26 protein-coding genes are annotated in these 26,360 nt (G+C 61.1%); 7 read left to right on the forward strand and 19 right to left on the reverse strand.

Features of this window, described 5'->3' with window-relative positions:
- Positions 1–52: 52 nt before the first annotated feature.
- A complete protein-coding gene (locus Q0899_RS05735; RefSeq protein ID WP_299191468.1) occupies positions 53–1,879 on the reverse strand; it encodes an ABC transporter ATP-binding protein/permease in 1,827 nt (608 codons plus the stop codon).
- 122 nt (positions 1,880–2,001) lie between these two features.
- Complete coding sequence (locus tag Q0899_RS05740; RefSeq protein ID WP_299191470.1) at positions 2,002–3,456, reverse strand: LysM peptidoglycan-binding domain-containing protein; 1,455 nt, start codon at positions 3,454–3,456, stop codon at positions 2,002–2,004.
- A gap of 134 nt (positions 3,457–3,590) precedes the next feature.
- On the opposite strand from Q0899_RS05740, the gene Q0899_RS05745 reads away from it, so the two are divergent.
- The 6 genes from Q0899_RS05745 to Q0899_RS05770 all read left to right on the forward strand — a co-directional run bounded on the left by Q0899_RS05745 (position 3,591) and on the right by Q0899_RS05770 (position 7,112).
- Complete coding sequence (locus Q0899_RS05745; RefSeq protein ID WP_298290352.1) at positions 3,591–4,151, forward strand: TIGR00730 family Rossman fold protein; 561 nt, start codon at positions 3,591–3,593, stop codon at positions 4,149–4,151.
- A 77-nt stretch (positions 4,152–4,228) separates the two neighbouring features.
- The gene (locus Q0899_RS05750) at positions 4,229–4,687 is read left to right on the forward strand and encodes a hypothetical protein (protein ID WP_298290350.1); all 459 of its coding nucleotides are present in this window, start codon (positions 4,229–4,231) and stop codon (positions 4,685–4,687) included.
- Between the two features lie 3 nt (positions 4,688–4,690).
- Positions 4,691–5,251: a hypothetical protein gene (locus Q0899_RS05755; RefSeq protein ID WP_298357068.1), complete on the forward strand. Its 561-nt coding sequence runs from the start codon at positions 4,691–4,693 to the stop codon at positions 5,249–5,251.
- Positions 5,235–5,819 (forward strand): SCO family protein, encoded by a 585-nt coding sequence (locus Q0899_RS05760; protein WP_299191472.1) that lies wholly within the window; start codon positions 5,235–5,237, stop codon positions 5,817–5,819. The genes Q0899_RS05755 and Q0899_RS05760 overlap by 17 nt, the downstream gene beginning before the upstream one ends.
- A complete protein-coding gene (locus tag Q0899_RS05765) occupies positions 5,819–6,292 on the forward strand; it encodes a rhodanese-like domain-containing protein (protein WP_298290341.1) in 474 nt (157 codons plus the stop codon). Before Q0899_RS05760 ends, Q0899_RS05765 begins: the two co-directional genes overlap by 1 nt.
- Before the next feature lies 1 nt (position 6,293).
- Positions 6,294–7,112 (forward strand): alpha/beta fold hydrolase, encoded by an 819-nt coding sequence (locus tag Q0899_RS05770; RefSeq protein ID WP_299191475.1) that lies wholly within the window; start codon positions 6,294–6,296, stop codon positions 7,110–7,112.
- Positions 7,113–7,225: 113 nt separating this feature from the next.
- Here Q0899_RS05770 and mdoH read toward each other — a convergent pair whose 3' ends face one another.
- From mdoH to Q0899_RS05795, 5 genes are all read right to left on the reverse strand, one after another.
- Positions 7,226–9,091, reverse strand: coding sequence for a glucans biosynthesis glucosyltransferase MdoH (mdoH, locus tag Q0899_RS05775; protein WP_299191477.1), 1,866 nt, complete (start codon positions 9,089–9,091; stop codon positions 7,226–7,228).
- A complete protein-coding gene (locus tag Q0899_RS05780) occupies positions 9,088–10,620 on the reverse strand; it encodes a glucan biosynthesis protein (protein ID WP_299191479.1) in 1,533 nt (510 codons plus the stop codon). The genes mdoH and Q0899_RS05780 overlap by 4 nt, the downstream gene beginning before the upstream one ends.
- The gene (locus Q0899_RS05785) at positions 10,617–11,909 is read right to left on the reverse strand and encodes an OpgC family protein (protein ID WP_298357053.1); all 1,293 of its coding nucleotides are present in this window, start codon (positions 11,907–11,909) and stop codon (positions 10,617–10,619) included. Before Q0899_RS05785 ends, Q0899_RS05780 begins: the two co-directional genes overlap by 4 nt.
- A gap of 30 nt (positions 11,910–11,939) precedes the next feature.
- A complete protein-coding gene (locus Q0899_RS05790) occupies positions 11,940–13,313 on the reverse strand; it encodes a tetratricopeptide repeat protein (protein WP_298290327.1) in 1,374 nt (457 codons plus the stop codon).
- Positions 13,314–13,490: 177 nt separating this feature from the next.
- The gene (locus Q0899_RS05795; protein ID WP_299191481.1) at positions 13,491–14,258 is read right to left on the reverse strand and encodes an SGNH/GDSL hydrolase family protein; all 768 of its coding nucleotides are present in this window, start codon (positions 14,256–14,258) and stop codon (positions 13,491–13,493) included.
- Positions 14,259–14,363: 105 nt separating this feature from the next.
- Here Q0899_RS05795 and Q0899_RS05800 point away from each other — a divergent pair, with 105 nt between their 5' ends.
- The gene (locus Q0899_RS05800; protein ID WP_299191483.1) at positions 14,364–14,708 is read left to right on the forward strand and encodes a hypothetical protein; all 345 of its coding nucleotides are present in this window, start codon (positions 14,364–14,366) and stop codon (positions 14,706–14,708) included.
- Between the two features lie 26 nt (positions 14,709–14,734).
- Here the strand turns inward: Q0899_RS05800 and Q0899_RS05805 are convergent, their stop codons facing one another.
- The 12 genes from Q0899_RS05805 to Q0899_RS05860 form a co-directional block, all read right to left on the reverse strand.
- Positions 14,735–15,211 (reverse strand): GNAT family N-acetyltransferase, encoded by a 477-nt coding sequence (locus Q0899_RS05805; RefSeq protein ID WP_299191485.1) that lies wholly within the window; start codon positions 15,209–15,211, stop codon positions 14,735–14,737.
- Between the two features lie 136 nt (positions 15,212–15,347).
- Positions 15,348–15,728: a GFA family protein gene (locus tag Q0899_RS05810; protein WP_298290311.1), complete on the reverse strand. Its 381-nt coding sequence runs from the start codon at positions 15,726–15,728 to the stop codon at positions 15,348–15,350.
- Complete coding sequence (locus Q0899_RS05815; protein WP_299191487.1) at positions 15,728–16,909, reverse strand: CoA transferase; 1,182 nt, start codon at positions 16,907–16,909, stop codon at positions 15,728–15,730. Before Q0899_RS05815 ends, Q0899_RS05810 begins: the two co-directional genes overlap by 1 nt.
- Complete coding sequence (locus tag Q0899_RS05820; protein ID WP_299191489.1) at positions 16,910–18,520, reverse strand: thiamine pyrophosphate-binding protein; 1,611 nt, start codon at positions 18,518–18,520, stop codon at positions 16,910–16,912.
- A 30-nt stretch (positions 18,521–18,550) separates the two neighbouring features.
- Entirely contained in the window at positions 18,551–19,015 is a 465-nt protein-coding gene (locus Q0899_RS05825; protein WP_299191491.1) for a DUF302 domain-containing protein, read from the reverse strand.
- A gap of 85 nt (positions 19,016–19,100) precedes the next feature.
- Positions 19,101–20,060 (reverse strand): hypothetical protein, encoded by a 960-nt coding sequence (locus Q0899_RS05830; protein ID WP_298357031.1) that lies wholly within the window; start codon positions 20,058–20,060, stop codon positions 19,101–19,103.
- A 138-nt stretch (positions 20,061–20,198) separates the two neighbouring features.
- On the reverse strand, positions 20,199–20,798 hold the full coding sequence (locus Q0899_RS05835; protein WP_299191493.1) for a superoxide dismutase: 600 nt from the start codon (positions 20,796–20,798) through the stop codon (positions 20,199–20,201).
- Between the two features lie 140 nt (positions 20,799–20,938).
- Complete coding sequence (locus tag Q0899_RS05840) at positions 20,939–21,394, reverse strand: hypothetical protein (RefSeq protein ID WP_299191495.1); 456 nt, start codon at positions 21,392–21,394, stop codon at positions 20,939–20,941.
- Between the two features lie 124 nt (positions 21,395–21,518).
- A complete protein-coding gene (locus tag Q0899_RS05845; RefSeq protein WP_299191497.1) occupies positions 21,519–22,418 on the reverse strand; it encodes a hypothetical protein in 900 nt (299 codons plus the stop codon).
- A gap of 15 nt (positions 22,419–22,433) precedes the next feature.
- Positions 22,434–23,000, reverse strand: coding sequence for a sarcosine oxidase subunit gamma (locus Q0899_RS05850; protein ID WP_299191498.1), 567 nt, complete (start codon positions 22,998–23,000; stop codon positions 22,434–22,436).
- On the reverse strand, positions 22,993–26,004 hold the full coding sequence (locus Q0899_RS05855; protein WP_299191500.1) for a sarcosine oxidase subunit alpha family protein: 3,012 nt from the start codon (positions 26,002–26,004) through the stop codon (positions 22,993–22,995). Before Q0899_RS05855 ends, Q0899_RS05850 begins: the two co-directional genes overlap by 8 nt.
- A complete protein-coding gene (locus tag Q0899_RS05860; RefSeq protein WP_298290284.1) occupies positions 26,001–26,345 on the reverse strand; it encodes a sarcosine oxidase subunit delta in 345 nt (114 codons plus the stop codon). Before Q0899_RS05860 ends, Q0899_RS05855 begins: the two co-directional genes overlap by 4 nt.
- Positions 26,346–26,360: the final 15 nt, after the last annotated feature.

Raw genomic sequence — 26,360 nt, forward strand, 5'->3', positions numbered from 1 at the left:
CAAACTTTCATCGAAAGTTTGAATACAATTTCTCCTCGAGAAATTGTCCCGCTCAAGCCGCCTGTTCTTCCTCAGATAGCTGACGATGCCACAACGCGGCATAGCGCCCGTCGCGCGACAACAGATCGTCATGCGTGCCCCGCTCCGCGATCAGCCCGTTCTCCAACACGACAATCTGGTCCGCATGAGCAATCGTCGACAAACGGTGCGCGATCGTGATCACAGTCCGCCCCGCGCCCAGCCCGTGCAGGCTGTCCTGAATGTCGGCCTCGGTCTCGGTGTCCAGCGCCGAAGTCGCCTCGTCCAGCAACAGAATTGGCGGGTTTTTCAACAAGGTGCGCGCGATGCCCACGCGCTGCTTTTCGCCGCCCGACAGCTTCAGCCCACGTTCCCCCACGGTGGTTTCAAACCCGTCCGGCAGGTCCATGATGAAGTCGTGGATCTTGGCGTCCCGTGCGGCTTGTTCGATCTCGGCGCGCGACGCCTCTGGCCGCCCATATGCGATGTTGTACAGAATGGTGTCGTTGAACAGCACCGTGTCCTGCGGCACCACGCCGATCTGGGCATGCAGGCTGTCTTGCGTCACGTCGCGCACGTCTTGCCCATCAATCGACAGGCCGCCGCCGCTGACATCGTAGAACCGAAACAGCAGCCGCCCGATGGTGGATTTGCCCGAGCCCGACGGCCCCACAATGGCAACCGTCTCACCGGCTTTGACCTTCAACGACACGCCCTTCAAAATGGGCCGCGCCGCGTCGTAGCCGAAAAAGACGTCATGCAATTCAACCTCGCCCTGTGACACCGTCAGTTCGTCGGCATTTAGCTTGTCCTGCACCTCGGCCGGCTGGCCCAACAGTTCAAACATCTCGCCCATGTCGACCAACGCCTGACGGATCTCGCGGTACACGGTGCCAAGGAAGTTCAAAGGCGTCACGATCTGGATCATGTAGGCGTTGACCATGACGAAATCGCCCACGGTCAGGGTGCCATCCTGCACCCCCATGGCCGCCATCACCATCACGGCCACCAAGCCGCCGGTGATCAACACGGATTGCCCGAAATTCAGGAAGGCCAGCGAGTAGCTGGTCTTCAACGCCGCCGCGACGTATTTCTCCATCGCGCTGTCATAGCGCTCCGCCTCGCGCTTCTCCGCGCCGAAATATTTGACCGTTTCGAAATTCAGCAGGCTGTCGATCGCCTTCTGATTGGCGTCGGTGTCCTGGTCGTTCATTTCCTTGCGCATTTTCACGCGCCATTCGGTGACCGCGAAGGTGAACCACGTATAAAGCACAAGCGTGACAAGAACGACGACCAAGTACCAGATATCAAACACAAATGCCAAAATGACGGCGATCATCAGCAGCTCAAGGATCAGCGGCCCGATGGAGAATAGCAGGAAGCGCAGCAGGAACTCGACGCCCTTCACCCCGCGCTCAATGATCCGGCTCAACCCGCCGGTCTTGCGCGTAATGTGATAGCGCATCGACAAGCGGTGAATATGGGTGAAGGTCTCCAGCGCCAGCATCCGCAGCGCGCGTTGCCCCACCAGCGCGAAGACCACGTCGCGCATCTGCTGGAAGCCTACATTGATCAGCCGCGACACGCCGTAAGCCAGCGTCAGCCCGACGGCGCCCGCGCCCAGCATCCATCCCGGCCCGGCCCCTTCGCCGGCCAAAGCGTCGGTCGCCGCCCCGAACAAAGGCGCGGCCAGCACGGCCACCACCTTGGACAGCAGCAAGAAGCCAAGCGCGATCACCACACGGCGTTTCACCCAGGCCTCGCCATCGGGCCAAAGATAAGGGATCACGCGTTTGACAACCCGCCAGCCGTCTTTGCGCAAATCCTGGTTGAGGCGGGCGTCTGAAACTTCGGTGGGCATTGGGAATTTCGTCCAGAAATCTGTGTGCAGTTCCCTAGTTAGTGCGCGTCGGGGCAAGTTGCCAGCCGAGCGCGCGCTTTTTAGGAGAACGTCATCCGATCAGGGAGCCGCACATGCGCGCCCTAACCCTCCGGCAGCTCGAAAATCTGCCCCGGATATATCAAGTCGGGATCACGGATCAGGTCGCGATTGGCCTCGTAAACCCGCACATATTCGGTGCCGTCGCCAAACCGGTCCCGCGCAATGGCCCACAGGGTGAAGCCTTCCTGCACCGTTACCGCGTTGGGCCGCTGCGCAGCTTCCGCCACGACTTCAGGCTCCTCGCGTTGGAACGGGGTTTCCACCCGGCTGGTCACGTCGCCCGCGCTGGTGATCTCGTCGATGCGCAGCCGGTAAACGCCCGCATCAATGTCGGGCAACGGGGTGCGCCACGTGCCGTCCGGTTCGATCTTCACCGTCTTGATTGCCCGGTCGTTGAGGTAAACCCGCGCAAAGCCAGTGCCCTGCCCGCGGCCGGACAGAGCCACATCGCCGTCCGTGTCATAGGTGATCGTGTCGATCACCAGGTTGGCCACAATCTCGGGCGCCACATCCGAAACCGGGTCCTGCGCGGGGACTGCCGGTTGGGGGGCGGGCTGCAGCACGGTCACACCGCTTTCATCTGCCAGCACGATGGCGGGGCTGGCTGGTTGCGGTGCAGGCTCGGACGAGGCCGTGGCCTCGACGGCTTCAGCCGACACTGGCTCCGTTTCTTCTGCCGCGGTCAGCGTGGTCTCTTCCGGTTCCGGCGCGGCAGGGTTTTGCGGCGCGGCCTCAGCCACGTCAGCGGGTGCGGGTGTCTGTTCAACCTCTGCAGGCGCGTCTTCGGTGATGTCTGGTGTTTCAACAGCCGCCGTTTCGGTCTCGGGAACCGGGTCAGGCTCTGGCGCGGCTTGCACCACCTCAATCGGCTTGGTCGGCGCTATCAAAACCGTGCCGCCGGAGGGCACGGTCTGACCGTCCGCGGTGACCATCTCGGCCGACAAGCTGCGCGGGTCAGATGACGCTGGCAGGTGAAACAGCGCCACGTATTTGCCGTTCTTGTCGGCAAGCGCCTCGGCCACCTGTTCCCCATCCGCCAGCAAAGTGACCGTGGCCCCCGGCGCGGCGGAGCCCGCGATGACGGCGGCCCCCTGCGGGTCGATGCGCACAACGTCAAATTTTGGGCCTTCCAGCGGTACGGGCGCGGGCTCCTCTGCGGTTTCAGCCAATTGCGGTGCGTCATCCTGCTCAGGTTCGGCCACCTCATCAGCGGCAACAGGCTCTGGTTCGGCTTGCGGTTCTGGCGTGTCGTCTGTTGCGGCGACCTCTTCGGACGCAGCGGGTTCGGACACAGCAGGTTCGGGCGCTGCAAGCTGAGGCTCTGGCGTGACCTCCGCCGTGGTCTCAGCCGGGGCTTCGACGACGGGCGTTTCAGTCACCTCCGCATCATCCCGCGGGATGAACACCGTGCCGTAAATGATTGCACCAATTGCAAAAACGCCGGCGCCAATAAGTGCCGTCGACCCTTTGCCTTGAAAACGCGGCGTGTTGGCCATCGTTCAGTCCTTTTTCCCCGCCACCCCATCCCCCATGGGGCATCCCATACCCGCGGGCATGTCAGCTTGTACGACCCTATCAAGCCCTCTATCACAAGGCAAAACAAGTCACATTCCCTCAATCGGAGCGTCAAATGACAACCGCACATCCCAAATCCGTCTGCGTTTTCTGCGGTTCACGCTTTGGCACCAACCCCGCCTACAAGGCGGCAGCGCATGAGACGGGGACTGCGATTGCCCAAAACGGCTGGCGCTTGGTGTACGGGGCGGGCGATGTGGGGCTGATGGGCGAGGTTGCCAATGCCACCCAAGCCGCAGGCGGCGAAGTGTTCGGGGTGATCCCCGTGCATCTGTTTGAGCGTGAGGTTGGCAAGCGCGACCTCAGTTCCTTCATCATCACCGAGAACATGCATGAGCGTAAGAAGGTGATGTTCATGAATTGCGACGCCATCGTGGTGCTGCCCGGCGGCGCGGGCTCGCTCGATGAGTTCTTCGAGGTGCTCACCTGGCGGCAATTGGGCCTGCATGACAAACCCATCTATCTGCTCAACACGGATGGCTACTGGGACAAGCTGGTGGCGCTGACGCAGCATGTGGTGGATGAGGGGTTTGCCGATGCCTCGATGCTCGACTTCATGCGCGTGGTGGACAAACCGCAAGACATCGCGGCCGATCTGCAAGACCTCTGGCGCTGATTAACCATTATGTGATGCCGGGTTTGCTAAGATTCTTGCTACCTTAACCGCAAGAATCAAACCAACAGGAGTCTCCCATGTCCATCAGAACCGCTTTGGCGGCTGCTGGGGTCGCTATGTCAGCCGCCCTGCCCGCCGCCGCCGCCGAAGGCGAACGCGTCACCGTCACCGGCGAAATCATCGACACATGGTGCTACTTCTCGGGCGTCATGGGCGGCCCCGACGCGGTGACCGGATCGGCGCACCACACCTGCGCGCTGTGGTGCTCGGCAGGTGGCATCCCCGTGGGGCTGCTGGCCGAAGACGGCACGGTCTACATGGTCCTGAAGATCGAGGGTGACGACCAATCCGCATCGGGCGACACCCAACTGAAGCTGGCCAGCCACGAAATCGTGGCCGACGGCATGCTCTACAAGCGTGACGGGCTGAACTACCTGGTGGTTGAAAAGGTGGTCGAGGACAAAGGCATCACCAAACTGAACCACGAAGATTACGGGGTCGTGCCCGGCTTCGCCATTCCCAAGCCGAAAGGGTAAATCATGAAGAAACTCGCATTTCTGTTTGCCCTGATGGCAACCCCGCTTGCGGCGCAGGACTTCTCTGAGGGCTCAACCGCCAAATCATGGAACCTCTATGCCGAAAGCCCCGCCATGTTCGAGGCCAAAGTGGTCGACATCCTGTGCACCGTTGCAGGCGATTGCGCCAATGAATGCGCCGTGGGGCGTCAGCTAGGCTTGGAACGGACCGCCGACAATGTGCTGGTTTACCCCAACAAGAACACCCAAGCTGGTTTTCAAGGCGCGGCTGTCGACCTGCACCCCTATTGCGGCAAGATGGTCGATGTGGACGGGCTGCTGATCGAGGATGAAGACATCGCAGGTGCCACCAACATCTATCAGGTGCAAAAGCTCAAGGAGGCTGGTGCGGAAGACTGGATCAAGGCCAACACATGGTCCAAAAACTGGGCCAAGCTGTATCCTGAGGCGAAGGGCAAAGGCCCATGGTTCCGCCGCGACCCGCGCGTCAATGCGATCATTGCCGCAACCGGGCATCTGGGTCAGGGCCTCTCGCCCGAAGAAGCCTATGAGATCACCCGTTAGGCCCGCCATGATGATCCGCACGGCCCTTCTGTCGCTGGCCATGGCAACCCCCGCCGTGGCTGAGACGCCCCTGCCCTTTGATCTGGGCGGGGCATACACGCTGACCAACCAACATGGGGAGCGCTACACCCAAGCCGACCCTGACGGCAAACCGCAGCTACTGTTTTTCGGCTACGTCAATTGTCAGGAAATCTGCTCTGCGGTGTTTCCGATGATGGCTGAGGTAGTCAACGAAATCGATGCCCAGGGCATGGACATCACGCCCGTGATGATCACCGTCGACCCAGTGCGCGACACGGTGGACACAATGGGGCCGAAGCTGGCGGAACACCATCCCGATTTCGTGGGCCTGACCGGCACGGAAGCCGAGTTGCAGGTGGCCTATGACGCCTACTCCATCGAGAAGGAGGAGGTGTTCGTTGACCCCGAATTCGGCCCCGTCTACGCGCATGGCAGCTTCGTCTACCTGCTGGATGCAGAGGGCAAGTTTCTGACCCTCGTGCCGCCGATCGTCACGCCGCAGCAAGCGGCTGATATCGTCGCAAAATACACCAAGGATCTCAGCTGATGGCTTCCAAACTGACCCGCCGCGCCTTTATCGGCGGCGGCGTTCTTGCCGTGGGTGCTGGCGTATTCTACGCCGCAGGCGGGCAATTTCTGTTCTACGACCTGATCACCGAGGCCTCTGCGGCCGAAGCTCTGGACCCTGAGACAGCCCATCGGCTGGCCGCTGAAGGCGCTATCACACTGGTCGATATCCGTCGCCCCGACGAATGGGCCAAGACCGGGTCGGGGGAACATGCCGTGCGGCTCGACCTTCGGCGCGACGATTTCATTGCCGAGCTGGACAAGCTGGTTGCTGGTGACCGCTCCGCCCCGCTGGCGCTGATATGTGCACGCGGCGTGCGTTCGGCACGGGAGAATAACAAGCTGATCGAAGCGGGCTTTACCAATGTGATCGACGTGCCCGAAGGGATGCTGGGCAACTCCAAAGGCCCCGGCTGGATCAACCGCGGGTTGCCGCTGAACAAGGCCCCCTGAGATGAAGCACATCCTTGCGAGCGCCGCTATCGCGGCCGGTCTTGGCGGCGCGGCCCATGCCGGCTGTGCGGGCTCTGAGGAGACCTGCAAAACTGACATGGGCGAGTACCACATTGTCCTGCCAGACGGCGTCGAAAACCCGCCTGCCCTGCTGTTTTTGCACGGCGCAGGGGGCAACGGCAAAGGTGCGCTCAGGATGAAAGCCGCCTTGGATCGCGGCTACGCGGTGATTGGCCCGAACGGTTTGAAACGCCCCAATTCGCGCTTCGGCCCCGGCTGGTCCTTCCACCCCGACCGCCCCAAGGTACGTGACGAGATACCTTTCATCCGCGAAGTGATCGCGGACGCGGCGGAAAAGCACGGGGTGAACCCCGACAAGGTGCTGCTGGGTGGGTTTTCCATCGGCGGCTCGATGGTCAGCTACATGGCCTGCGACGCGCCCGATCTGGCGGCGGCCTACGCGCCGGTTGCTGGCAGCTTCTGGCGGCCCCACCCCGAAATGGACGCCTGCCAAGCCCCGGTGAAGCTGCTGCACACCCACGGCTGGAAGGACAAAACCGTGCCGCTGGAGGGCCGTCCGTTGCGCTCCATCTCGACCATCAAACAAGGCGATGTGTTCTACGCGATGCAAATCTGGCGCGAAACCAATGGCTGCGCGGGCATGCGCGCGGACACGTTCGACACGTCAGGCGATTTTTGGCACCGTAAATGGGACACCTGCGACGCGGGCGCGCTGGAATTCGTGATGCACCAAGGCGCGCATGGCATCCCGCGGGGCTGGACCGATATGGCGCTGGATTGGTTCGAAGGGCTGGAGTGAGATTTTCAGTGTGTCATTCCCGCGAAAGCGGGAACCCCGATGTTGTGATGTGCTCGCTTAATTCTTCGAGGTCCCCGCTTTCGCGGGGATGACAACGCGTCGCTCTACAGCGCTTACTCCGCCGCGATCCGGTCGGCCTCTTCCAGCACCTGCCGCAGCCGTTGACGCTCCAACTTGGCGCTGCGGATGATCTGCGGTGCGTTGAACACTTCCGACGTGCCCATTTGGCGGGCGGCCCATTTGTAGTCGGTCAGCTTGACGCCTGACAGCATCGACAGCGGCACCGCACCTGCAAGGCTCAGCGCAATTGGGGCCAGCCAGAGCGTGATGATCCCCTCATACATGCCAAAGACCAAAGCCGCGCCAACCAGCGTTTCGACCGCGTGGAATTTGACGTGGGTCAGCAGCGCGTACTTGCCGCCGCTGCGCGTCTGCGGGGTCCACTTTTCCTTGAACCCGATATAGGTCCGCGCCACGGCAATGGTTTGCTGCACCATCAGGATCGGCGCGTAGAGCACCGAGGTGATGATCTCGGTCACGAAGCTGACCACAAATTGCACCGGCCCGCCAAGGTCGCGCATCGACAATCCGGTGCGGCCAATGGCTGTTGCGCCCAGGAATTTGGGAGCCAGAAGCATGCCGTACATGAAGAGCAGGATGAAGATGTTGTTCACATGCCCCATCTCGGGCCACGCCACCTGCGGGTTGTTGCCGGTGAAGTAGCTGATCACGTTTTCTTCGGCATTCACGCCCATCACCGCCCAGACGGTGAGCAGCGCGAACCATGCCGGTGACAGCAGGTAGCTCATCGCGCCATGGAACAGGTGGAACCGCGTCACGGTGTGGAACCCTTTGGAGCCCAGAATATTGAGGTGCTGCAGATTGCCCTGACACCAGCGCCGGTCGCGGCGCACGTAGTCAATGAGGTTGGCCGGCACCTCTTCATAGCTGCCTTTGACACGCGGCACGAAGCGCACACCCCAGCCCGCGCGGCGCAGCAACCCGGCCTCAACAAAGTCGTGGCTGAGGATCAGCGCGCCTTTGGACCGGAAGGTGTCGAGCTTCGGGATACCAGCAGAGGCCGCGAACGCGGCGGTGCGGATGATGGCGTTATGGCCCCAGTAATTGCCCTCGCGGTCGGCCCATTTGGCCAAGCCTTCGGCCAAGGCCGCACCGTAGATCGTGTTGGAGAACTGCTGCACCCGCCCAAACAACGTGTCCGCCCCAAAAAGCTGCGGCACCGATTGGATCAGGCCGGCGGACGGGTCCGCAGACAGCTCGTCGGTCAGGGCCACGATCGCCTCCGCGCTCATCAGGCTGTCGGCGTCCAGCACCAGCATCGCGGCGTATCCGCCGCCCCAGCGCTCCACCCAATCGGCCAGATTGCCGACCTTGCGGTCGATATTGTCGGGCCGGCGGCGGTAATGCAGTTTGACGCGGTCGCCCATGCGGGCTTGCAGGTTCGCGAACGCCTCCAACTCGTGCTCGGCAATCGCCTCGTCGCGGGTGTCCGACAGGATGAACAGCGTGTAGCAATGCGGATGATCGGCGTCTGCCAAGGCCCCCAACATGGCGGCGGCGTTGCCGAACACGTCCACCGGGTCCTCGTTATAGACTGGCACCAGAAGCGCGGTTTTCATCGGCGAGACTGCCGCCTGCGCGGCTTTGGAGGGGCGGCGCATCAGGTTGAACACGCCCACGGTTACCGTGCTGACGGACAACGAAATCCAGAAGAACGTCACTGCGATCAAAGCGATCAAACCGCCCTCGAACCAGGTCAACCCGTCCATTGCGAAGAAATCGGTAAAGACGGCGATGAGCCCCGCAGTCGTCAGCATTGCGGGCAGGAAGGTCGCCAAACGCCAGATACCGGTACCCTTGGTCGTGGCCAGATCAGGGGCCTGCCCGTCATGATATTTGCGGCCCAAATCTTGCTTGGGGTGGGCAAGCGGCTGCTCTGGCGGCATGAGCCGGGTCATGCCGTCCACCTGTAGAGCCAGACTTCGGTCAGCGACGTGCCGTCTTTGACCAGTTGCACCCTTAGCTCCGCCCCCGTGGCCTCGCCCGGGTCAAACTTAAACGCCAAGCGCAGCCCGCCGGTTCCCGGATTGCGCTGCAACACGCCGTCTGAGACCGTGCCGCGGTTGGAGGAAATGAAGCGGGTAATGTCGTCCAGCTCTTTATCGGTGCCGAAATCGGGGTGGTCCTCAAAATCCACCGTCACGATCTGGTAGGGCACTTTCTTGTCGTAGCCCTTGCCGATGCGCGTGTTGAGCACTTGAGCGACGTCGCGTGGGCGCGGCGGCTCCCCGCCCCATTCCATGACGTAGCTGAAACTTTGCTCGCTGCCCGCAGCCATCGGCTCGCGCGGCCGCCAATAGGCCACGATATTGTCGTAGATTTCCTTGTCGGACGGGATTTCGACCAGCGTCACCGCGCCCTTGCCCCAATCCTCGCTGGGCTTGATCCAAAGTGAGGGTCGGTTGTGGTAAAACGCCTCAAGGTCGGCGAAGTCTTCCACATCGCGGGCGCGTTGCATCAAGCCAAAGCCGCGTGGCCCGTCATCAACGAAGCTGGAGATTTCCAGCTCGCGCGGGTTGGCGAGCGGACGCCACAGCAATTCCCCTGCCCCATTCCACACCATCAGCCCCTCGCTGTCATGCACGGCAGAGCGGAAGTCGTCGAACTTGGCGCGGTTGGTCTGGTCGAACAGGAACATAGACGTCAGCGGCGCGATGCCCACATGCGGCAGGTCTTCGCGCGGGAAGAGCGTCGCTTCCACCTTCATTTGCGCAGGCAGACCCGGGGTGATTTCGAACGTATAGGCCCCGGTGACAGAGGGGCTGTTCAAGAGCGCATGCACCTTGGTCATCCGCTCGCCGGGGTCGGCAGCTTCGACGTAGAAATGGGTGAATTCGGGGAATTCTTCGCCAGCACTGTCGCCTGTGTTCAGCGCCAATCCACGTGCTGACAACCCGTAGTTTTGCCCCGTGCCAATCGCGCGGAAGTAGGAGGCGCCCTGGAAGACCAGAAACTCTTCGAAAATACCCGGCGTTTTCAGCTCGGCCCGTAGGCGGAAGCCGGAATAGCCCATCGTGTCATCGACCGGCAGGTCCATGGGAAACCGGTCGGTTTTGTCAAAGAGCGTCAGGTCAAACCCGAGCGTCTTGGCGATGCCACCCTCGACCACGTTGATTTCCACCGCGCGGGGGAAGTACAGGCCGGGGTGGAAGAAATCCATCTGGAACGGGCGTTTGGTGTCGGACCACAGCGCCTTTTTGGTGTTGAACCACAGCGATTTGTATTGGTCATAGCTGAGGTCGCGCCAAGCCTGCGGAACCTCCTTCATGGGCGCATATGGCACCGACGCCATCTCCCGCGCCTTGTCCTTCAGCCACGCCCGGCTGAACGGCTGCGGCTTGCCCTTGAACACCGGCAACGCATCCGCCTGCCCCGCCATGGCGGCGGCCCCGAGCATCGTCAGAAAGGCGCGGCGCGACAGGCTCATTTGGGCTTCGCCCTCCAAGGTTGCTTTTTGATGTAGGCCACGAAATAGGCCACGAGGACCAACATAGCACAGCCGATCAGATTGCCGATGGTCACTTTCAAGGTGGAGCGTTCCAGCTGGTCATAGGCAAAACCCAGCACCCGGGCGAAGACCATGGAGAAGACGAACACGGCCAAGGACTGCTGGCCCACCTTCATAATGATGGTGACGATCCAGTCCCATGCTTTGGACAAGCCGCCTGCCCCTTTGGCGATCAGGCGGTGCCCGCCGACGCCCGCCGCGACCCATGCCAGATAGGCGACCGACAGGAAGTGCACGTAGCGCAGCAGCCCAAAGTCGGATTTGGAGATCAGCGGCTTCAGCGCGACGCGGCTTTCAATGACCGGATTGCCGTCGAAGACCAGCCCGAACCATTCGCGGTTGACCGCGCGCACCCCGATATTGGACAGCGGGATATTGGCGATGACGATGACGGCGGCAAGGATGATCAGCCACATCTTGACGGGCGGCGCCGGAATCCAGCCACGCATGAAGGCAAAGCCGGTGAAAAAGACCAGCTGCCAGCCGAACGGGTTGAAGAACCATTCGCGCTTGGACCACGGCTCTGCCGGGAAGTTGATGGCCGAGGCATCCGCCCCGAACCACGCCAGCACGCCCTCCTGCGCGAAAAGCCAGACCACGGCGATCACCGCAAACATCAGGTAGATGTTCACCCGGCTCAGCGCCATGACCGCCGGCATCATTACGAGGATGACCATATACATCGGCAGGATGTCGAAATAGTTCGGCACATAGGTCAGCGTGAAGATACCAACCAATTGGTCGGCGGTGGTCGACACGACCTCCCCTGCGCGGGTGACGCCCTCGAAAAACGGCACAAGGTTCAGCGTGCCGATGTATTTCTTCTCGAAAATGCCGAAGCTGTCCCAGAAGGCCAGCATCATGGCGATGAAGAAGAACATGCCGATATGGGCCCAGTAGACCTGCCAGACACGGTAGGCCACACGCGAGGTGCCCAACGCCCAACCGGCGCGGTCAAAGGTGCGGCCAAAGGCAATGGCGGAGGCCATGCCGGAGCAGAACACAAATATCTCGGTGGCATCCGAGAAGCCCCACCGCGCCGGAATCCACGAGGTGAAGAAGTTGCCGGGCGTATGTGCGAACAGGATAATGAACATCGCAATGCCGCGATAGAAATCGAGACGCGGGTCGCGCGTGGTCACGCCGGATGTGCCCGACGCGTTCGCCGCCACGGGGGCGGCTGAATAGGTGTTATCTGTGACGGCCATGGTCATCTCGGCAGCTTACTGATGTGCCGCTTATTCAGCAGGCACGCGGTCCGCGCAACCCGCAGCGTCGCGGCCTTCAGCAATCAAATTCATCCGGGCAGCGGCGTAGCCGTCTTCTTTGCCAGCCCGTTTGGCGGTGCGCTCCAGCAAGAACCCCTCGGCCTCATCCAGGAAACCAGCGCGAATGCCGGCGTCAATCGTCAAGCGCTCAAACACGTCGCGCTGCGCGTGGGACCCGCCGGCCAGTTGCATGGTACGCCGCGCGCGGGCGAGGTTCAGGAAGGCGGTTTTGAAGTCGCTTTCGCCAAAGGCCTCAAGCCCGGCTGCCGCAGACAGACCCGGCGTTTCCATCATCGCATCCATTTCGCGCGACTTGGCTTTCGCATCGCGGTGCATCCGACCCATCATCTGGGCGATCGCGTCTTTACGCTCCCCGCCGATCAGGGCCAGCAGGTAGTGCAGGTCGGCAAAAATCAGCTGGCCGTCCTCAGTGCGGTTCGCCGATAGCTCTGCCAGCTCTTCCCAGCGGTCTCCCACGTCGAAACCGTCGAGTTCCAGCCGCGACAGAAGCGAAGTGGCGTTAGAAATATCACGGTAATCATCCGTCTTGTCCTGACGGATCTCGGTGTCATAGAGGGCCAGAACCGTGTCCGCCTCCCCCAGATCAAGATGCATCAGCGCCTTGTGCCACCAGACATGATAGCGGAAGTTGTTGCAATGCGCCCAGGCCTGTTCGCGGCCTGTGAGCCAGTCGACCCCGCCTCTGGCATTGGCCGTCATGTCATAAACGTGGGCCACGGCGTGCAGCCCCCACGCGTCATCGGGGGAAATCGCCAGCCCCATGCGGCCCACCGTTTCGGCGCGGCCATATTCGCCGGTTTCCTCCAGCGTGAAGGCGTGGCACCCCATCAGGTAGCCGCGACCCGCGTGATCGGGGCCATAGGCGGACATGACGTTTTCGATGGATTTGCGCATGCCGACGCCGTCGCCGAGGACAAAACGGATCGCGTGGCTCAGCTTCATCGCCAATGTGTCGCCGGGGTGAACCTTCAACACGTCTTCCAGATGGTCGACCGCCACGGAGGGTTTGCCGTTCAGGAAGGCTTTCAGCGCAGAGATGAAGGATTGCTCCCGCGCGGTCACGGGCGAAGCCATTGCGGACGCCTCTGCCAGCCCCAGCGCCTCACGCGCGGTTTGGACCAGCTCGGAGCGGCCGAGCAGCAGATAGAACATGCCTTTGACGGCGTAGCCCAGCGCGAAGTCCGGCTCTGCCTCCAATGTGGCCACAAGATGGGTCGGTGTCGCCGCCCCATGCGCCATGAACGCCTTAAGCGTCTGATCCCAGCTCTCGCCTGCTGCGCGGGTTTTGAGGCTGGTGTCCTGCCCAAATACGTCCTGATACATGTGTCTTCCGATTCTGCTGTGCCGCGACTGAAGCCGCTACGAGTGAATACCTATGCGCACCGCGTCCGGTAAACGTCTGTGAGGCCTCAATAACGGACATGTGAGGGTAAGCGGGCAAACAGTGAACAAGAACATGAGAAACGGCGTGCAAACAGGCAATTCCCCGCCGGTCGGGTCTCAGTTTTTGACCACCTGCACCTCAGCAGGCGGTGCTGCCGGGAAATTGTGCAATATCTGGTCGGCCAGCCGCTTGGCCCATTCCGCGTAGACCACCGGCCCGGGGTGGAACCCGTCTTTGGACATCAGCCCGTCGAGCGGCAAATCGGCGGGGATATGGAATGTGTTGTCGCGCCGTTGGACCATGTCAGACAGACCCGCGTCATAGCGCAGCCCCTGCTTGCCGAGTATCCAGCGCAATGTGGGCGGCAGCAGCGGGAAATCCCCGATGCGCGGGATGCCTGACACATAGGTTTGGCGCACCCCGAATTTGGTCTCCAGCAGGTCCAGCATCAATTCGGTGTCTTCCAGCCAGTTTTCGCGCGACGCCCGTTTGGTGATGTCGTTCACCCCCAAGGCGGTGACGGCGATGTCGAAGGGCTCCGGCTCCATCTTGACCAGGCGTTTGAACATCTGGCGCGTGGTGCGGCCGGTTTTGGCCTCCAGATGCCAGTGAATTTCGTAATGCGGCGCCAGCAGGTCGCGCAGCTGCCCCGGCAGGGCCTGATCGAGGTGCTCGGTCCCCACACCGGCGGCAGAGCTGTCACCAAGCACCAGCATGCGCAACGGCGCGCCTTTGCCCGCAAATCCGGTGCGCGCGCCGGGCGGCTCGGGCAAGACCAGAGCCGTTTGCCGCAACCAGGCCCCCTGGGCCAGCAGATAGGGGAACAACGCGAACTTGACGGCAATTTCGGGGTGGACGCGGGCGTGGAGACGGGGAAAATGCATGAGACTACAGCGCGTTGCGGATACGATACTACTCTGACGTCAACGTAACAAAGATCGCGCCGCTGTCACCTTTAACATTGCGTCACCGCCCCGAAAGGCCACTTTATGCCCCATGCCGAGCTGAAATATTCCTCCGACCTGATATTCGACGCCCCCGACCTGCTGCGCAAGGTTGAAGAGACGATACAAGCCAAGGACAGCGGGTCAGGCGCCTGCAAAGGCCGCGCTTACCCCTGCGACCACGTCCACCATACCCATGTTTTGCTTGAGGTGTGCATGCTGCCCAAAGCGCATCGCGACGCCGCCTTCATCCAATCGCTGCTGTCTGACCTGCAAGACGTGCTGAAATCGCATATCGCCCAATCCTGCCACATGTCGCTGGGCATCCGGTTTTCGGATGGCGGGTACATCACCGGGGTGCATGTCGTGGACGGGGTTGAGCCCGACTGAAGTTTCGCCCCAGCCGGGCCCAAACGCTAGAGCGCCTTGCGAAAGACCACCTTATCCACGCCGTTGGCGTAGTAATCCCGGATCAACGCCTCTTGGTTGTAGCCACGAGCTAAATAGAAGCCACGCGTGTTCGCAAAATCCTCCCCGCTGGCCGTCTCAATCAGCAACAATCTGGCTGAGGAGGATGTGGCCAATGCCTCGACATGGGCTAACAGCGCGCTGCCCTGCCCTTTGCCCTGCGCCGCCGGCATGAGGCCGATGAACCATAGGTTCCATACGCCATCGGCCAATGCTTCCGGCGTTACGTAAGCGGCCCCGATTGCTGTATCCTCTGTCTCGGTGATCAGCCAATGGTGGTCTTGTGGCGGGTCGGCAAAATGCCCGGCGGTCATCTGCGTGAAGTCCTCAAGCTCATCTGCATCAAACAGCCCGCAGGCCTCAGCGATGCCCATCAAGGCGGGTTGGTCTTCCGCCACGGCGGCGCGAATGGTTGGGTGTTTCATGTCTGGAAATTCCATTTGGTCAGCGTCAATGCATTGCCCCCACGCATGCGCAGGGGGCATCTACCGAAGGCAGCCGAAACGAGAAATCGTGGTCAGTTTGATGTGACCGCCTGCCATTGTCCAGACCAGAGCGGTCCTACTCCTCACCGTCGCGGTCATGTTGATAGCCAGTCACACCGGCGAATTCACGCAACCAGGCTTCCCGCCGCACGGTCCAGCATTCGTATTCGGGCGTGAATTGGTTGGGCTTGTCCAACGCACCAAGATACAGCTCGATCTCGGCTCCACTGCGTGCAAAGACAGATGACCCGCAGGTCGGGCAAAAGTGTCGCCCTTGATATGCGCCCGCTTCGCCCTCAATGGTCACAGCCTCTTCGGGGTATATCGCCGCTGCGTAGAACGGAGCACCGTGATGTTTGCGGCAGTCCATGCAATGGCAAATGCCAACTCTGTCTGGCTGACCGGAGGCCACAAAGCGTAGTTTGCCGCAAAGGCAGCCGCCATGGACCAAGCCCATCAGCCCTTGTCCAGCTTGCCCAACACCTCGTCCGTGTCTTGGCCAAAGCGCGGCGGGGCGTGGCGGTAGGTGACGGGCGTTTTCGACAGGTTCAGCGGGTTGCCGATCAGCTTAACGTGGCCGCCTTCTACATCGTCGCGGGCCATTTCGATCTTCATGTTGCGGGCCGCGACCTGCTCGGACGTGAAAACCTGCTCCAACGTATTCACCGGTCCAACCGGCACTTTGCGCGCCTCTAGCCCGGCGATCACGTCGGCCATGGTGCGTTTGGCCAGCTCCGCCTCATACTCGGCGATCAACGCCGCGCGGTTGGTGACGCGGTTGGCATTCACCGCGTTCTCGCCCTCGGCCAGATCAGGCCGGCCCAGATAGTCGCAGAACCGCGCGTATTGGCTGTCATTGCCAACGGCGACCAGCACATGCCCGTCGCTGGTCTTGAAGGTCTGGTAGGGCACGATTGTTGCATGCTCGTTGCCCCGGCGCGGGCGCGGCTTGCCGGTGGTCAGATGTGCCACGCCTTCGTTGATCAGCCAGCTGACCTGCGTGTCGACCAAAGCGACGTCAATATGCTGCCCCTCCCCCGTCTGGTCGCGGTGCCTGAGTGCCGCCAGAATGCCAATGGTGGAATAGAGCCCGCAGACCACGTCGGCGATGCCGACGGCGACCTTCATGGGATGACCCTCCGGCTCCCCCGTCAGCGACATGATCCCGCCATAGCCCTGCGCCATCAGGTCGTAGCCCGGCTTTTCGCGGTTCGGCCCGGTCTGCCCGAAGCCGGAAATGGAGCAATAGATCAGATGCGGGTGCTCTTTCAGCATCGAGGCATGGTCCAGCCCGTATTTCACCAGCCCGTCCGGCTTGAAATTCTCGATCACCACATCCGCCGTCGCCGCCAGAGCTTTGACGGTTTGCTGCCCCTCTTCCGTCGCGATGTCGATGGAGACGGACAGCTTGTTGCGGTTGGCGCACATGAAATAGGCGCTGAGGTCGGTCTTCTCCCCATCCACGCCATTCACAAACGGAGGGCCCCATCCGCGCGTGTCATCGCCGCCGGATTTTGGGTTCTCGATCTTGATCACCTCCGCGCCCAGATCACCCAGAAGCTGGGTGCAGGTGGGTCCCGCAAGAATGCGGGACAGATCAAGGATGGTCAGCCCATCCAACGCGCCTTTGGGGATCATCTAGATACGTCCGTCATAGCCCTGGCGGTCGATGACCGCCGCAATCACGGTGAATGTGTCGGCTTGTTGCGCCGCCGTCAACGCGGCTTCCAGCTCGGCGCGGTTGGTGACGGTGTGGCCATGCCCGCCAAACGCCTCGCCAATGGCCGCGAAATCATGCCGCCCGAAATCCACGCCGCGATTGGCCATTTGGCGACCGCGCTGTTTCAGCTCGATCAGCGCCAGCGAGGCATCCACGAAAACGACAAAGATGGTGTTGTGCCCGTGCTCGGCGGCGGTGCTAAGCTCGCCTGCCACCATCAGGAACCCGGCATCGCCCGAAAAGCTGACGACGGTGCGCGACGGGTCAGCATATTTCGCCCCCATCGCCAGAGGGACTGCGCAGCCCATGGTGCACAAAGCCGAGGATTGCAGCAGCCCCTTGGGGTGGTGGCAGGTCCACATCTGGCTGAGCAAAATGCGGTGCGCGCCTGAATCCGCCGTGGCAATCGCGTCATCTGGCAACATCCGGTTGCACACATCAATCACGGCCCCCGGCCCCCAGACATCGTCAAGCGGGAAGGCCGCGTTCAGCGCCGATTTCAGCGCGGCAACCTCGCCGCCATCCCAAGTGACAGGCGTATGCGCCGCGTCCAACGCCACCAGCGTGGCGCCGGTGTCAGCGACAAAATTCAACGTCGCCTGATGCATGTAATGGTCATTCGGCACCGCCGCGATGTCGATGACGCGGGTCTGGGACGGGTCCCAGATTTCCCGCCACCCGGGGCGCATCTCAATGGGGTCGTAGCCCACGCAAAGGATCAGATCTGCCGATTGAACAAAGGGCAGTAAGTGCTTGTCGGCCAACGGGGAAAGCCCCGCGCCGCCCAGGGACAGCTCATGGGTTTCCGGCAAGACACCCTTGGCCTTGTAGCTGGTCACAACAGGGATGCCGCGCGCCTCGGCAAAGGCCTGCAGGACAGGCGCGCTGCCGTCTTTCAGCACATCGAGGCCCGCAATGATGACGGGCCGTTCAGCGGCCCCCAGCCAGTCTTGCGCCAATTGCAGATCCGGCCCAATCGGCGCGGTGACAGAGGCAGGCGGTCTGCGCCGCAGCTGTGGGGAGACATTCTCATCCGCCACGGAAATCGGCACATCGATATGCACCGGGCCCTCGCGGCCCTCGCGCGCAATGCCGACTGCCTTGTCGGCGATGATATCCGCGCCTTGAGCGGTCAGCGTAAACGTCGCCTTGGTGATCTCGTCAAACACGGCGCGGTGGTCCAGCACTTGGTGAGTATAGGTCAGCGCCTCATCCGCATCGACGCACCCGGTCAGCACAATCAACGGCACCCGGTCCTGATGCGCGTTGGCCACCACGTTGACCCCGTTCATCGCGCCCGGCCCCACAGTGGCCACCAGAATGCCCGGCGCGCCGGTCACGTGATGCGCGCCTTCGGCCATGAAGCCGGCGGCGTTTTCATGTTTGCACAGAACAAACTCGATCCCCGCCTGCTCCAACGCGTCGATAATGGTCAGCACCTCGCCGCCCGGCATGCCGAAGGCGTGGCGGCAGCCCGCCTCATACAGGCGGTGGGCCACCAGATCGGCGGCGCGCATCTCTTTGGTCATGGAAATGTCCTTCTCAGCCCATTGCTGGCGTTATTGCACAGCCGCCTTGGCAATCGACAGGAAAATCGCGTCCAGTTCGTCGGCCGCCACGCCAAGATCGGCATCCGCCTCGGCCATATAGGGCGCAAACACGGTAGACGGCGTTTTGTAGGACAAGCTGGCCGTGCCGTCTTCATTCTCGGTCACGTAAAGGCGAATGGGCGCCTCAATCATCGCCGCAGTCGACAGGCCAAGAATGCGCACGGCAAACCTGTTGTTGAAGACGCCGATGACGCGGTTGCCCGGAATGATAATCCCCCGGTTCTTGGCGGCCCCCGTTGGCCCGGCTTGGGTCACGACACCCATCTTGTTGGCTTTCACGGCCGATTTCACGTCATCGACCAACTGCGCATATGGTTTGGTGGTGGGCATCACGACCCAACCGTCCCGCGGTGCGATCTCCGCCTGCGCGGCCATCCCCCACACGATCAAAACGAAACTCAGAAGCGCGCGCATGGTGTCTCCATTTGGTTAGAAATATCCAAATCGACGTCTGGCAGAGGTGCCGCCTCCAGACCAATCACAATGTCGCCAGAAAATGCTAACCGCTTTTGACGAAAGTACTCAGAAATTCGTTTCGGTCATCGCTGCCGCCATTATCGACACTGCTACAGCGGACTGGAGCTATGCCAGACCCCGTGACCAGCTGTCTGTAATAGAGTTGTTCGCATGCACGGTCGACGTGATGAACAAGGGCCCGGTAGTGGCGAGGACTAAATCTCCATCCTACGCCATTGCTTGCCAGCGTCTTGGCTCCGGCAAATATCTTAGAGATCGGGCGCGATGCATTTCGAGCATCCGCAATATCCGACCGATCTGACAAAACTCTACGAAAATCGTTAATGACATTGTCGCAGTTCCCCGTGCATGTCGAAGCAATCGCATCACCGACAATGAGGGAGACATCGCGATAAGTTGCGAAGTACTTCAGCGCAATCGGCACAACCTTGCGCGCGCGGTAAATGGATTTTGCCAAATCGATCACCGTGAGGTTCTTAGCTCTGCTAAGCGAACCGCGAACCCCAATGTTGTCGGCAGCCGTCTTCGCAAGACGCACCATGGTCCGATCCACCTCAAAAGCATTCGACTCAAATGCAAACGCACTGCCCAAGTCCGTACTTGCATCATCTCCTGCTCCAACGAGACTGCATGAATTTGAAGAGAAGATCGCACCGGTTGTATCCTCAACCTCGCCGACCAGTAGAGGGCAGTTCTTCCGAAGCATTTCAAGCTGCTTCAACTTTGCATACACCGCATTGATAGCGTTCGCAGAGGCCTGCGCCTCACTTGGAGTTTGTGCAGTCTCTGCGACAAGCGGGGCGACAAGGGCAAGTGAGTAAGCGTATCTCGCAATGCGCTGTTCGTGGTTTCGCGTCTGGATTATCTTGTTGTCGGCAATGCGACCCGAGAATCCACCAGGATATCCACGTTCATCTTTCACAAATGTGCAGCCAGACAACAAAACGGCTGCTGAGACACAGCCTAGTACCAAATTTCTCATTGCTTCCCCCAAAGCTAAAATTGCGACAAAGCCGCGTACAATAATACCTTTAAATTTGGAGGAAGGATTTCACCCTGTCAAAACGAAAACGGCCCGGGAGCACCCGAGCCGTTCAGATTTCTTGTGGATAACTTCAGTTCACATACGGGATGCGACGTTTTCCCAATTCACCAGGTTGTCCAGGAAATTGGTCAGGTATTTCGGCCGCGCGTTGCGGAAGTCGATGTAGTAGCTGTGCTCCCACACGTCGCAGCCCAAAAGTGCGGTTTGGTCGAAGCACAGCGGGTTGACGCCATTCTCGGTCTTGGTCACCGCCAAAGAGCCGTCTGCGTTTTTCACCAACCAGGCCCAGCCGGACCCGAACTGGCCCGCGCCGGCGGCAGAGAATTGCGATTTGAATTCATCAACCGACCCGAAGCTGTCTTTCAGCGCGGCTTCCAGCTCGGACGGCATGGAGGATTTGCCCGGCCCCATCATTTCCCAGAACTGGTTGTGGTTCCACAGTTGCGAGATGTTGTTGAAAATCCCGTTCTGTGCCACGGCCGAGGCGTCATAGGTGCCTTTGACGATCTCTTCGAGCGACTTGCCCTCCCACTCGGTGCCCTCAATCGCCTTGTTGCCGTTGGTGACATAGGCGTTGTGGTGCAGGTCGTGGTGGTATTCCAGGGTTTCCTTGGACATGCCGTTATCGGCCAATGCGTCATGGGCGTAGGGAAGTGGTGGAAGTTCAAAAGCCATTTGGGCCCCCTGTCGGTTGGTGTGTAAGTTCTGAGACCTAACTGAGCGCGTTCGCGCGCCGCGTCAAGGTAGCAAAGCCCTAACGCGGCGGCGTCGCGAACGTTCCCATGGCTTGAAACGTTCCTAGCCACTGAGGGCGCTCAGACCCTACGACATTTACCAAAGCCCTGCATATTCACCCCACTATTGGCGCTGGATTCCCGCGTGACGAAGCTGCCGCGCATTGAAAATTTGCCCGTGCGGGTGTCGAGCCGTGCCCGGTAATTGACCGTTGGCTCGTAAAATTTGGTCTCAGTCGGGGGCAGCATGTTACGTGGCACTGGCGAAATTCGCCAGTTGAACAGCTGCACATTGCCGATCTTGCGCCCCAAGGTACCGTCAACGCTGCGGCGGCCCGATTTGCGAATGATGTTGTCGGACACACGCACGGTCCCGCCTGAGCCGATCGTCACCCGCATTCTGGTGGGCGTCACCCCATTATAGTGTGTCACCGTTTTCTTGGGCGCGATCTTGCAGTCATAGGTGGCAGCAGAAAGCGGAGCAGAGATGGTCATAATCCCAAAAGCGAGGGCACTTAGTAACTTAAAGTTCATCATAACAATGGTCCTTCTGGTTAATCTCCCCTGAAGGCAGTGAAGCGGAACCCGGGCGCGCATGCAAGTATGCTGAGCCCCGGACTTCGGTGCGGATGCGGATGCGGATGCGGCAGGGTGATTTCGCTTAGATCGGCTTGCAATCCACATTCAGCGAGAAGGTCTGAAGGCGCCGCGATTTATGGCCGTCAATCACCAATTCCGCCTTGCTGTCTTGTATCCCCACCCGCAACCGGACTTCCATGGTGACCTTGGCGCTCTCCCCCGCTTTGCGCTTTTGCTTCGAAACAACGGAGGCCTGCCACCTGTAAGACACGTAGCCAAACTTATGTCTGTTTGTGAATTTGGCCCTGCTGCGCGAGGATACGCCCAGATTGCCATAGCTCGCTGTCACCTGCGCGACGCTTTGGGTTGTGTCATGATCCACGCGGAATGCCGTGAACGCCCAATCCGGCAGAGCCTGCCCCGATCCCTGTTTGGTGCGCGGCACGGAGCATGCAAACTTGCGCTGCGCGCTGATACCCCACGGCATATTGCCTTGCCGTTTCACAGATCGGCTGGCGCGTTTGATCTTGTCTGTCAGCGCCGCCGTCTCCGCCGCGCTGTTGGTGCGGCATTTGCCACGGCGGCTGAAGGTTTCTGAAAACCCGAGCGGGCTGGCGCTGACATTCAAAACGCCCGTCGCCTTGGTCAGGACCGCGCGGTAGACTATGGCGACGGCAACATTGCCCCGCGCGTCGCGCACATTGTTGACCTTCCAACTCAGGCCGAGCTTGCGTTTGGTATTTCGCGTGACCTTTGCCGGGGCGGGCCGGCCCTCAAATCGGAGCGTCACAACATCTGACACTGTCGCGGTTTTGCCGTCCGGGGCAACGCTGAACGCGATCTCGGGCGCGATGATGCCGCTTGGCTTACCGCCCAGCTGGCATTGGGTCAGCGTCGGGACCGATTGAGCTGCCACGGCCGTTGCAAAAAATGGGGCTACCGCCCCGACAATCGCAACGCCCAACACCCGAAACATACTCATAAACAATTGTATTCCCTAAAAATATTCAACCTCAGCGCCCAGTGTAGCTGCCCGCGACAACAGGTCAAACACATATCCCGCCACAGAGCGGAAGCAGATCAATTCAACGGTCTGTGCATCCGGCATGTAGAATGCTGCGGGCGTTTGGGCCAGCCGGGTGCGCCGGAAGTGGCCTGCAGGAAATGCGTCCGGCGACATGTCGACCGGGGCGAGTTTTGCGATGACCTCGCGTGCTGCCTGCCCCTGAACCTGAAACACGGCGCGGGCGTCAGAGACGTTGGCGGCCAGAAAATGCTGGCCCTTCAACGCCGTTGACAATTTTTCTACTGCTGTGTCCGCCCTGTCATGCGGACACATGAGCAGCAGCTCGTCAGGGCTCATCCATGCAACTGCCTGGTCTCCCTTCAGCACGCAAGAATTTACGCCCGGCACATCGACGCCAGACACGGCCTTCACCGCCTTCTTCAGCTTGGCCGACGACAAGTCGCCGCGCAGGGTGATCATGCCGCGCAGGCCCATCTCGGTGACGGTGACGTAGCCTTCGTAAGTTACGCCCTGCAAGGCGCTGACTGCATTAGACATTTTGCTTCTCCCCGTCCTTGTCATAGAAGACCGGATCGCAGATTTTGGCCTGCACTTCGGTGCCGTCCACTTTGGGGAAGGTGATCACCTCGCCCATGCGGTCCGGCCCATTCAGCACCAGCCCCATGGCGATGCCCTTGTCGAGATTGGCCGAGTAATAGGTCGAGGTGACGCGGCCCTCAGTATTGCGTTGCCCGTTCTCGTTGGTGCCGTCGGCGACGGCATAGGCCCCGTCCGGCAGCACTGAGCCATCGACCGTTTCCAGCCCCACCAGCTTCCAGCGGTTCGGGTCGGTCATGTGGTCGCGCTGCTGCGCACGTTTGCCCAGGTAGTCGTCCTTCTTCTTGGACAAGGCCCAATGCAGACCAAGGTCTTGTGGGATGACGGTCCCGTCGGTCTCGTCCCCGATCATGATAAAACCCTTCTCGGCGCGCAAAATGTGAAGGCATTCAGTGCCGTAGGGGGTGACGTTGAACTCCTGCCCTGCTTCCATCAATGCGTCCCAGAAGGCCCGGCCTTGGCTCGCAGGCACGGCGATTTCGTAGCTCAATTCGCCGGAGAAAGAGATGCGGAAGGCACGGGCGTCGAAACCGCCGATCTTGCCCTCTTTCCATTCCATAAAGCCCAGCGCCTCTTTGGACACATCCAAGCCGCCCAGCTTTTCCAGCACTTTCCGCGCATTTGGTCCGACCACGGCGATTTGGGCGTATTGTTCGGTGAGGTTGGCGGTGTAGACCTTCCAGTCCCACCATTCGGTTTGCAGCCATTCCTCCATATGGGCGTGGATCCGCGACGCCCCGCCGGTGGTGGTGTGGCAGAGCCACGTGTCGTCGTCGATACGTGCCGCCACGCCGTCATCGCTGAGGAACCCATTCTCCGAGCACATCAACCCGTAGCGGCATTTCCCGGGTTTCAGGTTGGACATCATGTTGGTGTACATCATGTCGAGGAATTTGCCTGCATCCGGCCCTTTGACGATGATCTTGCCGAGGGTGGAGGCATCCAGCAGGCCGAGGCTGTCGCGCACGGCCTTAACCTCACGGTTGACCGCTTGTTCGACGCTCTCTTCAGGCTTGCGGTAGCAATAGGCGCGGCGCCAGTGGCCTACAGGTTCCCAATGCGCGCCGTTGTCCTCGCCCCATTGATGCAGCGGGGTTTTGTCGATGGGCTGGAAGATTTCGCGGCTGGCTTCGCCCGCAATCGCGCCCATGGAGATGGGGTGATATGGTGGACGGAACGTGGTGGTGCCGACCTTTGGAATTTCCGCATTCAGGCTGTCAGCAAGGATCGCCAATCCATTGATATTGCTGAGTTTCCCTTGATCGGTCGCCATGCCGAGCGTCGTGTAGCGTTTGGTATGCTCGACGCTTTCAAAGCCCTCCTGCGCGGCCAGTTGCACGTCAGAGACCTTCACATCGTTCTGGTAGTCCAGGAACATCTTGGAGCGCAGCTTGTAACTGGCCCCCTGCGGCATTTTCCAGACGGCGGCCATCGGGGTTTCCGGCTCCTCCGCCGCTTTCGGCGCTGCGGTCCGTTTGGGGGAGAAACCCAGATCGGTCAGCACCGTGTTGGTGCCTTTGACCGCATCCGTCAGGCATTCCGCCGTGTTCATAGCGCCGTTGGCGATGCCCACCACCGACACGAAGCCCTTGCCATCCGCGCCAGTGGGCGCTTTGGCGGGATCGGGGCGGAAATGCGCATGCGCGTCGTCCCAGATCAGCTTGCCGCCGCAATGGGACCACAGATGCACCACCGGCGACCAGCCGCCGGACATGGCGACCGCGTCGCAGGCGATTTCCTCCAGCACCGCGCCCTCGCCCGCCTGCGCGCAGAGCGCCACGCCTTCGACGCGCTTGCCGCCTTTGACCTTGGCAATGGCCTTGCCGGTCGCAACCCGGATGCCTTCGGCTTTGGCCTTCTCCATCAACGCGCCGCCACCATGCGGGCGGGCATCGACGATGCACGGCACATCTAGGCCTGCATCCTTCAGGATCAGCGCCGTGCGGTAGGCGTCATCGTTGTTGGTCACGACCACGGTGCGGTCGCCTACGGAGGTGCCGTAGTTCACCACGTAGTCACGCACGGAGCCTGCCAGCATCACGCCCGGCACGTCATTGCCTGCAAAGCTGAGCGGGCGCTCGATCGCGCCGGTTGCGGTGATGATATGTTTGGCGCGGATGCGCCAGAGCCGGTGACGCGGCGCGGTTGAGGGGGCCACGTGGTCCGTCAGCCGCTCGTAGCCAAGCGCGTAGCCGTGGTCATAGACCCCCGCCCCCATGCAGCGTTTGCACATCGTGACATTGTCCATGTTTTCAAGCGCATGCACGGTGTTCGTCACCCAGGCATCCGCCGGACGTCCTTCGATCTCGGCCCCATCTACCGGCGCGCGGCCGCCCCAATGGGCGGATTGCTCCAGCAGCAGGACCTTGGCCCCGGCTTTGCCTGCGCGCTCCGCAGCCAAAAGGCCCGCGACACCGCCGCCGACGATCAGAACGTCGACGAAGGCATAGAAATGCTCATAGGTGTCCGCGTCGCGCTCTTTCGGGGCTTTGCCCAAGCCAGCGGCCTTGCGGATGAACGGCTCGAACACGTGTTTCCACGCGGGGCGCGGGTGGATGAAGGTTTTGTAGTAGAAGCCTGCGGGCATGAAGCGCGATGCGTAGTTGTTGACCACGCCGACGTCGTAATCCAGCGACGGCCAGTGGTTTTGCGACTGCGCGGTCAGGCCTGAAAAAATCTCCGTCGTGGTGGCGCGGGCGTTGGGCTCAAAATGGCCGTTTTCGCCGAGGTTCATCAGCGCGTTGGGCTCTTCCGGCCCCGCCGCCACGATGCCACGCGGGCGATGGTACTTGAAGGAGCGGCCCACCAGCATCTGGTCATTGCTCAGAAGCGCGGAGGCCAGCGTGTCGCCTTTGAAGCCTTTCAGCTTGCGGCCATTGAATTCGAACGTGACGGAAGTGTTGCGGTCGAGGTGCCGACCGCCAGACGCCAAACGTGTGCTCATGAGAACATCCCCCCGCCCCATTGTGCCAGGGACCAGCCGGGTCGTTTGCCGGAGATGCGGTCGCATATCTCTTTGGGCGGCGCCAGGGTTTGCGCGCTATACGTGCCAAAGACCTCCAAAGTGGTGGTGCAGCGGGCGGCGTGGAACCACTTGCCGCAGCCATTGGCGTGCCGCCAGCGTTCGAAATGCACCCCGCGCGGGTTTTCCCGCATGAACATGTATTCCTCGAAATCATCATCCGTAGAACCCACGGTTTCGCGCTTGATATGCGCCTGCCCGCCTGCGGCCAGCTCGGTTTCGTCGGCGTCCACACCGCAATAAGGACAGTTGAGGATCAGCATGGCAGCACCTTTTGG

The sequence above is a fragment of the uncultured Litoreibacter sp. genome (assembly GCF_947501785.1).
Taxonomy (GTDB): domain Bacteria; phylum Pseudomonadota; class Alphaproteobacteria; order Rhodobacterales; family Rhodobacteraceae; genus Litoreibacter.

Bases quoted from the DNA above. Each gene is read 5' to 3' on its own strand.
- Q0899_RS05855 (WP_299191500.1), bottom strand. From the start codon at position 26,004: ATGAGCACACGTTTGGCGTCTGGCGGTCGGCACCTCGACCGCAACACT.
- Q0899_RS05810 (WP_298290311.1), bottom strand. From the start codon at position 15,728: ATGGGCTTGGTCCATGGCGGCTGCCTTTGCGGCAAACTACGCTTTGTG.
- Q0899_RS05765 (WP_298290341.1), top strand. From the start codon at position 5,819: ATGGCTTCCAAACTGACCCGCCGCGCCTTTATCGGCGGCGGCGTTCTT.
- Q0899_RS05735 (WP_299191468.1), bottom strand. From the start codon at position 1,879: ATGCCCACCGAAGTTTCAGACGCCCGCCTCAACCAGGATTTGCGCAAA.
- Q0899_RS05745 (WP_298290352.1), top strand. From the start codon at position 3,591: ATGACAACCGCACATCCCAAATCCGTCTGCGTTTTCTGCGGTTCACGC.
- Q0899_RS05755 (WP_298357068.1), top strand. From the start codon at position 4,691: ATGAAGAAACTCGCATTTCTGTTTGCCCTGATGGCAACCCCGCTTGCG.
- Q0899_RS05860 (WP_298290284.1), bottom strand. From the start codon at position 26,345: ATGCTGATCCTCAACTGTCCTTATTGCGGTGTGGACGCCGACGAAACC.
- Q0899_RS05820 (WP_299191489.1), bottom strand. From the start codon at position 18,520: ATGACCAAAGAGATGCGCGCCGCCGATCTGGTGGCCCACCGCCTGTAT.
- Q0899_RS05840 (WP_299191495.1), bottom strand. From the start codon at position 21,394: ATGATGAACTTTAAGTTACTAAGTGCCCTCGCTTTTGGGATTATGACC.
- Q0899_RS05760 (WP_299191472.1), top strand. From the start codon at position 5,235: ATGAGATCACCCGTTAGGCCCGCCATGATGATCCGCACGGCCCTTCTG.
- Q0899_RS05850 (WP_299191498.1), bottom strand. From the start codon at position 23,000: ATGTCTAATGCAGTCAGCGCCTTGCAGGGCGTAACTTACGAAGGCTAC.
- Q0899_RS05740 (WP_299191470.1), bottom strand. From the start codon at position 3,456: ATGGCCAACACGCCGCGTTTTCAAGGCAAAGGGTCGACGGCACTTATT.
- mdoH (WP_299191477.1), bottom strand. From the start codon at position 9,091: ATGACCCGGCTCATGCCGCCAGAGCAGCCGCTTGCCCACCCCAAGCAA.
- Q0899_RS05835 (WP_299191493.1), bottom strand. From the start codon at position 20,798: ATGGCTTTTGAACTTCCACCACTTCCCTACGCCCATGACGCATTGGCC.
- Q0899_RS05815 (WP_299191487.1), bottom strand. From the start codon at position 16,909: ATGATCCCCAAAGGCGCGTTGGATGGGCTGACCATCCTTGATCTGTCC.
- Q0899_RS05805 (WP_299191485.1), bottom strand. From the start codon at position 15,211: ATGAAACACCCAACCATTCGCGCCGCCGTGGCGGAAGACCAACCCGCC.
- Q0899_RS05845 (WP_299191497.1), bottom strand. From the start codon at position 22,418: ATGAGTATGTTTCGGGTGTTGGGCGTTGCGATTGTCGGGGCGGTAGCC.
- Q0899_RS05830 (WP_298357031.1), bottom strand. From the start codon at position 20,060: ATGAGAAATTTGGTACTAGGCTGTGTCTCAGCAGCCGTTTTGTTGTCT.
- Q0899_RS05790 (WP_298290327.1), bottom strand. From the start codon at position 13,313: ATGTATCAGGACGTATTTGGGCAGGACACCAGCCTCAAAACCCGCGCA.
- Q0899_RS05825 (WP_299191491.1), bottom strand. From the start codon at position 19,015: ATGCGCGCGCTTCTGAGTTTCGTTTTGATCGTGTGGGGGATGGCCGCG.
- Q0899_RS05800 (WP_299191483.1), top strand. From the start codon at position 14,364: ATGCCCCATGCCGAGCTGAAATATTCCTCCGACCTGATATTCGACGCC.
- Q0899_RS05770 (WP_299191475.1), top strand. From the start codon at position 6,294: ATGAAGCACATCCTTGCGAGCGCCGCTATCGCGGCCGGTCTTGGCGGC.
- Q0899_RS05795 (WP_299191481.1), bottom strand. From the start codon at position 14,258: ATGCATTTTCCCCGTCTCCACGCCCGCGTCCACCCCGAAATTGCCGTC.
- Q0899_RS05785 (WP_298357053.1), bottom strand. From the start codon at position 11,909: ATGGCCGTCACAGATAACACCTATTCAGCCGCCCCCGTGGCGGCGAAC.
- Q0899_RS05750 (WP_298290350.1), top strand. From the start codon at position 4,229: ATGTCCATCAGAACCGCTTTGGCGGCTGCTGGGGTCGCTATGTCAGCC.
- Q0899_RS05780 (WP_299191479.1), bottom strand. From the start codon at position 10,620: ATGAGCCTGTCGCGCCGCGCCTTTCTGACGATGCTCGGGGCCGCCGCC.